The sequence below is a fragment of the Pseudomonadales bacterium genome (genome assembly GCA_041395945.1).
Classification (GTDB): Bacteria; Pseudomonadota; Gammaproteobacteria; order Pseudomonadales; family Azotimanducaceae; genus SZUA-309.
Genome location: JAWKZN010000001.1, coordinates 1,959,366 through 1,971,965 on the forward strand (window position 1 = coordinate 1,959,366; position 12,600 = coordinate 1,971,965).

Annotated in this window: 9 protein-coding genes; 4 read left to right on the forward strand and 5 right to left on the reverse strand. The window is 60.3% G+C overall.

All coding sequences use genetic code 11. From position 1 onward, the window contains the following. Positions 1-16 precede the first annotated feature (16 nt). From R3E82_09195 to R3E82_09205, 3 genes are all read right to left on the reverse strand, one after another. The gene (locus R3E82_09195; GenBank protein MEZ5551049.1) at positions 17-235 is read right to left on the reverse strand and encodes a hypothetical protein; all 219 of its coding nucleotides are present in this window, start codon (positions 233-235) and stop codon (positions 17-19) included. Beyond that, entirely contained in the window at positions 232-1,548 is a 1,317-nt protein-coding gene (locus tag R3E82_09200; GenBank protein MEZ5551050.1) for an aminotransferase class III-fold pyridoxal phosphate-dependent enzyme, read from the reverse strand. Before R3E82_09200 ends, R3E82_09195 begins: the two co-directional genes overlap by 4 nt. Before the next feature lie 85 nt (positions 1,549-1,633). After that, entirely contained in the window at positions 1,634-2,884 is a 1,251-nt protein-coding gene (locus R3E82_09205) for an alginate export family protein (protein MEZ5551051.1), read from the reverse strand. Positions 2,885-3,148: 264 nt separating this feature from the next. Here R3E82_09205 and R3E82_09210 point away from each other — a divergent pair, with 264 nt between their 5' ends. The 3 genes from R3E82_09210 to R3E82_09220 all read left to right on the forward strand — a co-directional run bounded on the left by R3E82_09210 (position 3,149) and on the right by R3E82_09220 (position 8,495). Next, on the forward strand, positions 3,149-5,383 hold the full coding sequence (locus R3E82_09210) for a TonB-dependent hemoglobin/transferrin/lactoferrin family receptor (GenBank protein ID MEZ5551052.1): 2,235 nt from the start codon (positions 3,149-3,151) through the stop codon (positions 5,381-5,383). 81 nt (positions 5,384-5,464) lie between these two features. Continuing rightward, complete coding sequence (locus R3E82_09215; protein MEZ5551053.1) at positions 5,465-7,633, forward strand: cytochrome D1 domain-containing protein; 2,169 nt, start codon at positions 5,465-5,467, stop codon at positions 7,631-7,633. A 169-nt stretch (positions 7,634-7,802) separates the two neighbouring features. Continuing rightward, positions 7,803-8,495, forward strand: a complete 693-nt coding sequence (locus tag R3E82_09220; GenBank protein ID MEZ5551054.1) for a peroxidase-related enzyme — start codon at positions 7,803-7,805, stop codon at positions 8,493-8,495. Between the two features lie 7 nt (positions 8,496-8,502). Here R3E82_09220 and R3E82_09225 read toward each other — a convergent pair whose 3' ends face one another. Beyond that, the gene (locus R3E82_09225; GenBank protein MEZ5551055.1) at positions 8,503-9,378 is read right to left on the reverse strand and encodes a sulfurtransferase; all 876 of its coding nucleotides are present in this window, start codon (positions 9,376-9,378) and stop codon (positions 8,503-8,505) included. 215 nt (positions 9,379-9,593) lie between these two features. Here R3E82_09225 and R3E82_09230 point away from each other — a divergent pair, with 215 nt between their 5' ends. Then, positions 9,594-10,214, forward strand: a complete 621-nt coding sequence (locus R3E82_09230; GenBank protein MEZ5551056.1) for a DsbA family oxidoreductase — start codon at positions 9,594-9,596, stop codon at positions 10,212-10,214. Positions 10,215-10,259: 45 nt separating this feature from the next. Here R3E82_09230 and R3E82_09235 read toward each other — a convergent pair whose 3' ends face one another. Continuing rightward, positions 10,260-12,464, reverse strand: coding sequence for a PQQ-binding-like beta-propeller repeat protein (locus R3E82_09235; GenBank protein MEZ5551057.1), 2,205 nt, complete (start codon positions 12,462-12,464; stop codon positions 10,260-10,262). Positions 12,465-12,600: the final 136 nt, after the last annotated feature.

A 12,600-nucleotide genomic window follows, 5' to 3' on the forward strand; every position in this document is an offset into this window, starting at 1 on the left:
CGAAGTTTCTCGCGCTTCAGCGCCAGACGATCTCGAGTTCGGCTGCGTTGTCCGTGGTGATCTGAGACAGTGGCGTGTAGCGTCGGGCGCCTGGATCACCACCGTGATAGCGCCATTCAGAATCGACCCATCCTGCTGCCGGTGTTTGTGCAGAGGGTGCTGCAGCTGTTGCGGTTTCCGCCAGAATCGAGCAGCAGAGCACCGCCAGCACGCCTGCGAGCGCAGGTTCTTTCAAGCGGCCGCCACCTCCGGCAATACCCGGCGCAGTGCGTCCGTCAGCGCATCGATATGTGACCGGGTGGTGGTGGTCGCCAGGCAGCCGATGCAGGCCGTCCCGAGGAACATCCCCTCGCCGATCAGCCGGCTGCGCAGGCGATTGATGGCACTCTGTTCCCGGGCATCGAGGGCGCCGTCCTGCACCGTCACCAGCGGCCGCTGGTGGAGATGAATTTTGAACATGGATCCCCGGCCGCTGATCTGACCCGCTATGCCGAGTTCGCTGAAGACGGCGGAGAGTTGCGCACGCGTCACCGCACCGAGTGCGTTGAGTTTTTCGAAAGCTGCCGGCGTCATATCCCGCATCGCCGCCAGCCCGGCGACCATGGTGATTGGATTGGCATTGAAGGTGCCGCCGTGGGGCAGCGGAGTGATCCCATCCGGGCCGGTTTCGAACACGCTCATCACTTCGGCGCGACCGGCCACGGCACCCACCGGGAAACCGCCACCGATGATCTTACCCAGGGCAGTGATGTCCGGTGTCACACCGAGCACACCCTGACTGCCCGAGTAGCCAAGCCGGAAGCTCACTACCTCATCGAACATGAGCAGGGTACCGTGTTCGCGCGCCATCTTCGCGAGGGTGGCGACATAGTCGTCCTGCACCAGATTGCTGCCGAGTCGCATCGGCAGGGTATCGATCATGATGCAGGCCAGCTCACCCGCATGACGTTCGAGAATGCGCTGGGTGTGCTGGGGCTCATTGAAGGGGATCACCACCACCTCGCCCAGGGCAGACGCTGGTGTGCCGCGACTGTAAGCCTTGGATACCGGATCTTCCGCTTTCCAGTCCTCCGGGCCCGTAGAAAGGCTCACTTCCGCATAGTCGTAAGAGCCGTGGTAGAAACCATCGCACTTGGCTATCTTGCCGCGGCCGGTAAAGGCGCGCGCAGCCTTGATGGCGTTCATCACCGCCTCGCTGCCGGAGTTCATGAAGCGGATTCGATCGAAGCCGGGTACCCGCTCACAGAGCAGTTCAGCCAGTTCCAGCTCGGACTCATGACAGAAAGAGAAGGCGGTGCCCTGAGCCGCCTGCCTGCGCACCGCCTCGGTGATGGGTCCGTAGGAGTGACCGTGAATCAGCGAGGTGTAGTTGTTGATGAAGTCGATCAGCCGATTCCCATCCACATCGACAACTTCGGAGCCCTGGGCGGACTGCAGGTAGAGCGTGTAAGGATCGGTGCGGATGGTGCTGCGGCTGCCGCCGCCGGCCAGGACGCTCTTTGCGCGTGCATTGAGCGCCGCCGACCGCGATGCCGGGTCTGGAAACATCCTCATCCCCTCATTCGTATCCCGACCCGCATCATACTGGAGTTTGCGGGCCCCGGCCGACCCCCGCCAGGGCCGGCCACCCGACCTACAGGGTGAGGGTCGCCATCAGCCAGAACTTGGTGACATCGTCAATTCCGCTCTTGCCACTGAAATCCGCAAAGAACAGATCGCCCCGGAAACGGCCATTGAATTTATAGCCGAACTGGACATCAATCTCGCTGCCGAAGCTTGCACTGCCGGATTCCGCATCGAAATCGTGATACCGGGCGTCGATCAGAAAGTCACCGGGGGTGGCTTTGAATTTCAGATAGCGATCGTCAAGCCCGGCAGCCGGTGTGGTCAGAAACACATCCGCCCAGCCGTTAAAGGCATGCCCCGTGGCCAGCGGTGTCTGGAAAGCCTCATTGAGAATCGATGAGTCATCGCCACTCAATACCTCCCAGCCCAGGCCGATGTCGTAGATGCCGAAGACCGCCCCGACATCGATGAGCCAGTACTCGGCACTGATATCCGCAGGATTATTGCTGACATCCTTCTGACTCGCGAATTCGAGCGCATAGCGGATCTTCAGGTCATCGTTGACCCCCTGGGAGCCGGTAAAGCGGGCACCCACCGAGCCACTGGAGAAACCGGGTCGGTCCTCACTGTCAAAGTGATAGTAGTAGCCGACCAGCCTGCCGAATGGGGTATCCCCGCCGGCGTTGATGAAATAGGTGCCATCCTGTTCGTCTTTGCCTGCGGACACCTTCTCTCCGAAAATCCGCCGAACCGCATCCACATAGACGACGGAGGCCTGGAAGTGCTCGGTACTCCAGTTGCCGAGAACGGCGTCGAAGGTCTGCTCCTGCTGGCGCCAGCCGACACCACCCACGAAGCGCTGATTGTCGAAGTTGATCCGCTGACGGCCGAGCCGCAGGTAGGCATCGTCGATGCCGTTGTAGTCCACGTAACCCTGATTGAGCTCGGTGCCTTTCGGGTCGGCAACCACCGGGTACTCCGTGCGACTGGGCGTGTTACCGGCTCCGGCATTGAAATCATCCCAGATGACCTCACGGACGTCGTCGAACTCGATCAGAAAATCGAAGTCACGGTACTCGCCGGACTGCAGTGTCAGGCGCGTCCTCAGGGTCGAGGCGTCGGCGTCTTCGTCGAAACTCTCCTGGTCGACGAACTCATAGCGGTAGCGGAACGAAAGGTCCAGCTTGCCACCGGTCAGGAGGTTGCCCACGTCGTCGGTAGATCCGGCGGCGGACCCCTCTGCAGCCTGAGCAGGAGCCTGCGCCACACCCAGAACAAACGAGAGCAGCACGGTTACTGCTAAAATTTCCAGTTTCATCTAACCTGTCCCCATAGCCATTGAAAAATGCGGGTAATCCCGGCGTTGTTTTTCCAGACTCTGTTCGGGTACCCACGTTGCCTTGAACGCAACCCGCGAGCGGAGGTCCGGGAGGCGCAGTCTACGACAGGTCGTTCTGGTGGATTACCCGTGTTAACCGCGGGATCAACTAGTGGGATTCACTGAGTGAGGGTCCATCGGGCATCAGTGAAACTGTGCGCGCGAAAAAGACATCAAAGAACAGCTAACGGGACATTTCGATCCATGCTCAGAGACGCCTCGCGCGACCTGTTTACAGGTGCTCTCACCGGTGGGTGTCTGCTGATGGTCCTTACCTGGCCCGCACAGGTCGTGGCTGCTCAATCCTTCAGCAGCGAGCCCATCGAAGAAGTCCTTGTCGTCGGCGCGCGCCTGCCGCGACCGGCCCAGGATGTTGTCGGGAAGTTCGATGTAATCACCCACGAGACGCTCCTGAATGAGATGGCAGGCAGCCTTTCGGACGTCACCCGCTATACGCCCGGGATCAGTGTCGCCACGGCTGACACCCGGTTCGGAGAAACCGAGTTCACCATCCGCGGCCTGTCGGGTAATCGGGTTGCCAGCCTCATCGATGGCGTTCCGGTACCTGACCAGTTCGATATCGGTTCCTTTGCCAACGCTGGCCAGGATTTCCTCGTTGTGGATGCCGTCTCCCGCATCGAGATCCTGCGCGGACCTGCCTCTACCCTCTTCGGTAATGACGCGCTGGGCGGAGTCGTCGCCATTGTCACCCGTGATCCCGAGGAATATCTCACCCACTCACGACACCACATCGGCGGCTCCGCGACTTACAGCGGAAGGGACGATGCCACCGGGCTCAACGGGTCCTTCGCGCTCGGCAATCGTATCGGTGAAGGTGAGCTGGCCGGGGTGGTCCACGTCTCCGGAAAAGAGGGACACGAGAGTGATCGCAGCGCACTGTCCGACTCCGATCTCGAGCCGGACGCCCAGGACCGGCAGCAGCAGTCCCTGTTCAGCAAACTCGCCTACACCCTGCCATCGGGCAACCGGCTGCGGCTGGACCTGTCCTGGTTCGATGAATCCGTGGATACGGATGTGGTCAGCGTGCTCGGCTACGGCCGGCAATTCCGCAGCACCACGAGCATCGTCGGTGACGACAGCCGCAGACGCTACGCGGCAACTGCAGGCTACGAGTTCGAGACGGATTACACCTGGCTCGATCAGGGGCAGCTCAACGTCTACTGGCAGGACGTTGCAGTTGAACAGCGCACGATCGAACAGCGACTCAATCTGAGTCCACCGGTCCAGAACGAAAGAGAGTTCCGCTACGACACCACGACCTGGGGTTTGAGTTCGGATCTCGAAAGCAGCTTTTCCAGCGTTTTGTTCAGTACCAGTGTCGAACACCGCATCGGCTGGGGGATGAACCTGCAACGCAGCGACATCACCGAGCAGCGCGACGGACGCATCGTCAATCTGCAGACCGGTACATTCAGCAACAACCTGCTCGGAGAAGTGATGCCGGTTCGTGACTTCCCGAATTCCTCGGTGAACGAACTGGCCCTCTACGTGCATGACGAGATCGCCATCGGCAACGTCACAGTGATTCCCGGTCTGCGCTACCAGACCTACGATCTGGATGCGGATGCGGACGCCGTGTATCGGGCAGACAATCCGAACACAGGGGTGATCGATGCCTCCGATGACTCCCTGTCTCCGAAGCTGGGCCTGCTGTGGCATATCCGCTCGGACACCCGGGCTTACCTGCAGTATGCACATGGCTTCCGGGCGCCACCCTTCGAAGACGTCAACATCGGCTTCGACATTCCGCTGTTCAACTATCGCGCACTGCCGAATCCGGATCTGAAGTCAGAGACTTCGGATGGCTTTGAAATCGGTCTGACGCTGGATCGAGACAGCTACCGGGTCAACCTGGCCCTGTTCGGCGTCGACTATGACGACCTTATCGAAACCCGGGTCAATCTCGGCCGTGATCCGGACACCGGCGCGCTGCTTTTCCAGTCACGCAACATCGACAGCGCACGCGTCTACGGCGCTGAAGTAAATTTCAACGCCACCCTCGAGCGCTGGGTGACCGGGCTCACCGTCGATCTCGCGGCGAGCTGGACTCGGGGGGACAACCGCACGACCGACGAACCGCTCAACACCGTCGATCCTCTCGAAGTCATCGCTGCCCTCACCTGGCAGCCCGTCGAGCGCTGGCGCCTGTCTCTCATCACCACCGCCGTCGCCGCACAGGACCGGGTAGACGCCAGCCAGGTCGACCTCTACACAACAGACGGTTTCACCATTGTCGATCTGACCGGCAGTTTCCGTTTCAGCGAAACCATCCGCATCGATGCCGGTCTGTTCAACGCCTTTGATGAAACCTACTGGCGCTGGTCTTCGGTCCGGAACCGGAGCAGCGACGATCCGATGATTGATTACCTGTCCGCACCTGGCCGATACGCCAGCGTATCGCTGCGTGTGGACCTGTAAAACTGAAGTCCAATGAAACGGACTCACTCAACGTTGCGCCTGCTGAAGGCTGCAACCCGAATGTCTAAGGGGAACTGAAAAATGAACGACCCACTGAGCCCGGCACCGGATCGCTCGGACCCTGAGGTCCGCTCGGACCCTCAGGTCCGCACCCGGAGGGCTAAAAGATTCACCGGCTTAGGAGCCGGCCTGTTTGCTGCACTGCTGGCGGGTTCCGCTTTCAGCGCCGAGGTACACGCAGCCGAAGTCGCCCAGGGCGATGTCGGCAAGGCGGGCTTCGCCACCTATTGCCAGGCCTGTCACCAGGCAAATGGCGAGGGCATGGCGGGTGTTTTCCCGCCGCTGAACAAGTCCGACTACCTGCTGGCAGACAAGAAGCGCGGCATCGAGGCCGTCATCAAAGGTGTGTCCGGACCGATCGAAGTCAACGGCAAGACCTACAACTCGGTGATGCCCCACCTGGCCTATCTGTCCGATGAAAACGTCGCCGCCATCCTGACCTATGTGCTGAATGCCTGGGGCAATTCCGGCGGTACGGTAAGCGCCAGCGAAGTGGCCGAAGTACGAGCCGCAGCAGCAGGAGCAGAGGGCATCGAAGGGGGCCCGCACCCGGGAGAGAGCCCGGGAGTCGAGATGGCCTATCAGGGTGCACCGTCGCCCCTGGCTGGTGAGAGCACGGTGTCGATGGTGACAACCGAAGGTCCGGCCATGACCGAGGACGAATTCAGCACTGCGACCAAGCTCTACTTCGAGCGATGTGCGGGATGCCACGGCGTGTTGCGCAAGGGTGCCACGGGTAAGCCTCTGACAACCGACATCACTCGGGAAAAAGGTACTCAGTACCTCGAAACGATGATCAATTACGGATCGCCCGCCGGCATGCCCAACTGGGGTACTTCCGGTGAGTTCTCCAAGGAAGAGATCTCCATTCTTGCCCGCTTCCTCCAGCATCCACCGCCGGAACCGCCGGAATTCGGACTGCCGAAGATTACCGAGTCCTGGAATCTCATCGTGCCTGAATCCCAGCGGCCCAAGCGCGTGCAGCACAAGTTCGATGTGGAGGACATGTTTGCGGTCACCCTGCGCGACTCGGGTGAAGTCGCCATCATCGACGGACCGAGCAAGAAACTGCTTTCAGTCATCAAGACCGGCTATGCGGTGCACATCTCGCGACCCTCAGCGTCCTCACGCTACGTCTACACCATCGGCCGGGACGCCAAGATCGACATGATCGATCTGTACATGAACCCACCGGCAAAAGTCGCTGAAATCCGCATCGGACTCGAAGCACGCTCGGTGGAAACTTCCAAGTACAAGGGCTACGAAGACAAGTACGCCATCGCCGGCGCCTACTGGCCGCCCCAGTACGTGATCATGGATGGCAATACGCTGGAACCGCTGAAGGTGGTTTCAACTCGGGGTATGACTGTAGATACCCAGGAATACCATCCCGAGCCCCGGGTTGCCGCTATCGTTGCCTCACACCAGCATCCTGAGTTCATCGTGAACATCAAGGAAACCGGTCTGATCAAGCTGGTGAACTATCAGGACATCGAAAACCTGAGTGAGACCACCATCAACGCGGCCCGCTTCCTTCACGACGGCGGCTGGGACAGCACCAATCGCTACTTCCTCACCGCGGCCAACCAGTCGGACAAGATTGCGGTGGTGGACTCGAAGGATCGGAAACTTACCGCACTGATCGATGTAGAAAAAATTCCGCATCCCGGTCGAGGCGCCAATCTGGTGGATCCCAAGTACGGCCCGGTCTGGGTGACCAGCGCACTGGGTAACGCCAACGTTACGGTGATCGCTACCGATCCTGTGAAGAACCCGGACCACGCCTGGAAGGTCGTCCGTGTACTCGAAGGTCAGGGCGGCGGTTCGCTGTTTGTGAAGAGTCACCCGAAGTCGAAGAATCTCTGGGTGGATGCACCACTGAATCCGGATCCGGCCGTCAGCCAGACGATAGCCGTGTTCAACGTGAACAACCTCGAAGCCGGCTACGAAGTGCTGCCGATCGGCGAGTGGGCCGATATCGGACCGGGTCCGAAGCGGATAGTGCAACCCGAGTACAACAAAGCAGGTAACGAGGTCTGGTTCTCGGTCTGGAGTGGCAAGGAGGAGGAATCCGCCATCGTTGTGGTGGATGACAAGACCCGGAAACTCAAGGCCGTGATCAAAGACAAGCGGCTGGTGACACCCACCGGCAAGTTCAACATCTACAACACGGTGCACGACATCTACTGATCGACAAACGTCTCGACATACGTCGACTTTCGCGGCGCCCTACTCGAACAGAGAGGGCGCCGCTTTTTTTTGGGGCGCAGCCGCGTCTGCATCCCAGAAGCGTCGATTGTCCTGCGGTTGCAACACTCAGTACACTGGGCCTCCAAGTTGAAGTCAGAAGTACTGCCTGATGCGACAGCCCGGATCCCGAAGCAAGGCCCATCCCGATCGAAAATCGAAAGCGAAGCCCCAGCGCGAGAAATCGCACACATCTGAAAATTCCCACAAACCCGAACCACCCGCAGCGATCAGCCGGTTTCCGATACCCGCGCTCGACGATATGCCTGAGGACATCCGCGCCCGCATTCTCGCCGTGCAGGAAAAAGCGGGTTTCGTGCCGAACGTGTTCCTGGCCCTCGCCCACCGCCCGGAGGAGTTCAGGGCTTTCTTCGCCCACCACGACGCACTCATGGAGCGCAGAGGCGGACTGAGTGCCGCACAGCGCGAGATGATCGTGGTGGCGACTTCCGCCGCCAACCAGTGCCACTACTGTGTGATCGCACATGGCGCCATCCTGAGGATTCGTGCAAAGCAGCCCCTGCTGGCAGATCAGATCGCCGTGAACTATCGCAAGGCCGACATCCCGGCTGCGGATCGTCTGATCCTCGATTTCGCACTGAAAGTAGCCGGCGCTGCGGCGACGATAGAAGACGCGGATCTGAGGCTGTTGCGGGAAGCCGGATTCACAGAGGATGACATCTGGGACATCGGCGCCATCGCCGCTTTCTTCGCCCAGAGTAATCGACTGGCCAATCTGGCAGACATCCGACCAAATTCTGAGTTCTACACCATGGGCAGGAATCCCCGGGGAGAGTCTGGCTAGCAGCCTGCTAGGGCAGCTCTCCCGTCGTCATCGGCAATGCCGTATCGCGCACCCACTCCGACATGGAGCCATCGTAAACGGCGACTTCCTCCTTGCCGACCAGCAGGCAGGCGAAGGCATCGATGGTGGCCGATATGCCACCGCCGCAGTAGGCGATCACCCGATCTGCACTCAACAGCCCGCGCTGTCCGAGTGCAGCATCGAGCGCTGCCGCATCGCGGAAGCGCCCGGCGTCCAGCAGTTCTTCGTAGTGCAGATTGATGGAACCGGCAATGTGGCCTTTGCGCCCGTAACTCATGGCCGAAGAGCCGGAATAGACATCGGGGGCCAGGGCATTCACCGTACAGACGCCCCGCACGCCGATGGCATCAAGCACATCCTGCTGCCCCACGAACCTGTGGCTGCGCGCCCTGACCGCCATGCTGCCTCTTGGATAGTCATGAGAGCCTGATACCACTTCGCCGCCGGCCGCTTTCCAGGCATCAAGCCCGCCATTGAGCACCGACACCCGGTCATGGCCTGCATAGTGGAGCAGCCACCAGGCCCGGGTGGCCCACATCAGGTGCCCGGCACTGTAGAGGACTACCCGGTGCACGTTGCTGATCCCTGCCGCGCGCAACGCTGCTTCGAGTGTCCGGGCATCAGGCAGAGTGAAGCCGAGTCCACTGCGCGGGTCTGACAGCGCCCCCATCTGATCGAGGAAGGCCGCACCGGGAATGTGGGCCTGTTCGTAATCGGCCCTGCCCGACTCCGCGCGATAGCCACGTTCGGCCGGCTTCAGATAAACGGTGGCATCGAAAATCCGCAACGATTCATCACCCGCCGAGATCTCAGCAGCCAGGGCTTTCGGCTCCGTAAGATATTCCGGATGTACATAGCTCATATTCATCTCCTCGACCACCTGCGCGGCTGATTTCTACTCCGGCTGCTGCTCTGAACGCCTGACAGAGTCCTTCTTCCGGTCTGTTTCAACATACCCCCGGCCGAACCGCCCTGCAACGGTCCACGACCTGCCGGCACGGCGACGTATACAGTACTTCCCTGATCCGCACCGCAGCCGGTGCGATACAATTCAGATCCGCAACCCAAGGCATTGTCATGAGCGAACCGATAGAACTCGAGGTCTTCACAGACTACGTCTGACCCTGGTGTTATCTCAGTACCGGGCGTATTGAACGACTGAAAAACAACTTTCCTGTGAAGGTGACCTGGGTGCACTTTCCCCTGCACCCGGAAACACCCAGCGAGGGCTTGCGTCTCGAAGCACTTTTCGCCGGCCGCGACATCGATCTGGAGGCGATGTACGCGCGTATGAAGACCCTCATGGATAAGGAAGGGCTTCCGTACGGCAGGCGCACCCACACCTATAACAGCCGTCTCGCCCAGGAGCTCGGCAGATGGGCGGATACCCAGCCGGGCGGTGGGGCGATTCACGATGCGCTGTACAAGGCTTATTTCGTCGAGGGACGCAACATCGGCGACATCGACGTGCTGGTCGAGATTGCGGCATCGGTGGGCCTGTCGACCGAGGACGCGCGGCAGGTGCTGGCAAACCGCACGTTAAGCGCACAGATCGACGCCGACTGGCAGAAGTCCCGCGCCTACGGAATCACCGGAGTGCCAACCTTCGTCGCCGGCGGTTACGGAGTGGCAGGTGCTCAACCCTATGAGGTGCTGGAAAGGCTGATCAGGCAGGCGGTGGACGAGCGCGGCCACTGAAGGCCGGCCAGGATACGCTGTCTGCTGTCAGGAAACCCAGGCCGGCTATTGAATCCCCTCCACCATCGCATCAATCAGCGACATGAGGTCGCCATCGGTGCATTGCCCGCAGCCACCGCGGGCGGGCATCTCACCGATACCATTGATGGTGCTCTGATACATTTTTTCGATGCCATCTTTGAGACGCGGGCGCCAGAGCGCCGCGTCTCCCGGCCTGGGTGCGCCATGCACCGCATTGTCGTGGCAGCTCGCGCAGGACTGACCGTACAGTTGTGCCACTCGAAGCAGGTCGGGGCGAATCAGCTGATCTGCGGCAGTGAGTTCTCTGGGTTTCATTTTCAGGTTGCCGCCAAGCGCCAGGGAGATCAGCCTGGCATCCGTCGAACCACCTACCGCGACACTGATGTACTGTCTGCCACCCGCCATGTAGGTCATGGGCGCCCCGTTCGGGCTCATTGGTAGAGAGATCTCCTGCAGCAAAGCGCCAGTGGCCTTATCCAACGCCCGCAACACGGGTCTGCCATCGTCGTTGAGCGCTGTGAACAGCAGGGAGCCGGTCACCAGCACGTGGGTAAAGGTCTGATTCCCCACCGGGCCCGGATCCGCAATCCCTGCAGCGATGAGCTTCTCTCTGGGGCCCTCTCCATTGGGGACCATCCAGCTGTGCTCACCGGTGTTGAGATCGATGGCCGTGATCCGACCCAGAGGCGGTTTGATCAACGGCAACCCCATGGGTCCACCCATGAAGGTCATGGCTGAGCGTTCATAGCGGTATTCGGTCTGGGCGGGATCGAGTTCTCCCAGTTTGAACAGCGCGGGCAGTGTCATTGACGGGATGTAAATCATTGCCGTTGCGGGATCTACCGCCGCACCGGTCCAGTTGGCCGCGCCAGCGTCCGACGGCAACACCACCGCCCCTCTGAGTGAGGGTGGTGTGAACAGTGGACCGATGTCGTAGCGCGAAATCATCTCCACCGCCTGGGCGCGCAGCTCGGGGGTGAAATCGATCAGGCTGTCTTCAGCAATGCCCTGTCGATCAAACGGCAGCGGTCGGGTGGGAAAGGGCTGGGTTGCCGAGGTCTTTTCACCCGGAACCGTCGATTGTGGTACGGGGCGTTCTTCGATCGGCCAGACCGGTTCGCCTGTTACCCTGTTGAACACATAGATATGGCCCTGTTTCGACACCTGCGCCACCGCCTGCACAGCTTTCCCGTCAACAACGATATCGACAAGGTTTGGTGCGGCGGGCAGATCGTAGTCCCAGACGCCGTGATGGATCATCTGGAAATGCCAGATGCGCTTGCCCGTCGCCGCATCCAGGCATACCAGACTCTCGCTGAAAAGGTTACCTCCGAGCCGTTCGCCGCCATAGAAATCGTTGTTTGCCGTGCCGAAAGGCAGGTAGACGTAACCCAGTTCAGGATCCGCGCTCATGAGTGCCCAGACATTCGCTGCGCCGGTATCTGTCCAGTCCTCGGTTTCCCAGGTATCGGCACCGTATTCACCCGCCCTGGGCACCGAATGGAAGATCCAGCGCATTTCCCCGGTCCTGACGTCAAATCCACGCACATGGCCAGGGGGCATCATGCTGCGCCTGGGCATCCGAAAACCGTATGCCGGTGAGTCCTGCACGACGGATCCCATAACGACGACATCGCCCACGATCATCGGTGCAGCGGTATTGGAATAAAGCTTCCGGTTGACCGGACGGCCGAGACCCAGCGTTAAATCCACCCTGCCGCCATCGCCGAACTTCGGGTCGGGTCTGCCGGTCTTTGCATCCAGCGACCACAGATAGGCGTTGTTCGTGCCCATGAGAATACGAGACCGATCACCGTCTTCGTAGTACGACACTCCGCGATGATTGAATCCGATATTAGCCGGTCGACCGTCCTTCCAGGTCCCGGTGTCGAATACCCAGATCTGCCTGCCGGTTGCAGCATCGAGCGCGACCACACTGCCCAGAGAGGTGCTCGTGAACAGCACATCCCCCACCTTGATGGGAGTCGATTTATAAGCGCCCGGCACAAACTCGGGACGGATCTCTATGGCCCTGTTGTCCACTGAATCCCAGATCCAGCTGATGCCGAGATCCTTTACCGTGTCAGCATTGATCTGGTCGAACGGCGCGTACTTGGTCGACGCTGCCGTACTGCCGTAACTGGGCCAGTCGCCGGTTTCCGGATAGACCGAAGTCACAGGTGCTGCAGCGGCTGCGGCTGTCAGTATCCAGAAGGCCAGTCCCTTCATGGTGATCTCCGACCTGAATCTGAGGGTTCATCGACTTATACCCGATACCGGTCTGATGGGGCAGCAGTTCCTGGAGTTTTCTGGCAGATTTTCGCCATCTGCCTGCCTCCATGGAGGACATCCTGTAGCCGGGATT

Excerpts from the sequence above, each read along its gene's own strand:
- R3E82_09200 (MEZ5551050.1), bottom strand. The coding sequence starts at position 1,548 with ATGTTTCCAGACCCGGCATCGCGGTCGGCGGCGCTCAATGCACGCGCA.
- R3E82_09205 (MEZ5551051.1), bottom strand. The coding sequence starts at position 2,884 with ATGAAACTGGAAATTTTAGCAGTAACCGTGCTGCTCTCGTTTGTTCTG.
- R3E82_09210 (MEZ5551052.1), top strand. The coding sequence starts at position 3,149 with ATGCTCAGAGACGCCTCGCGCGACCTGTTTACAGGTGCTCTCACCGGT.
- R3E82_09215 (MEZ5551053.1), top strand. The coding sequence starts at position 5,465 with ATGAACGACCCACTGAGCCCGGCACCGGATCGCTCGGACCCTGAGGTC.
- R3E82_09220 (MEZ5551054.1), top strand. The coding sequence starts at position 7,803 with ATGCGACAGCCCGGATCCCGAAGCAAGGCCCATCCCGATCGAAAATCG.
- R3E82_09225 (MEZ5551055.1), bottom strand. The coding sequence starts at position 9,378 with ATGAGCTATGTACATCCGGAATATCTTACGGAGCCGAAAGCCCTGGCT.
- R3E82_09235 (MEZ5551057.1), bottom strand. The coding sequence starts at position 12,464 with ATGAAGGGACTGGCCTTCTGGATACTGACAGCCGCAGCCGCTGCAGCA.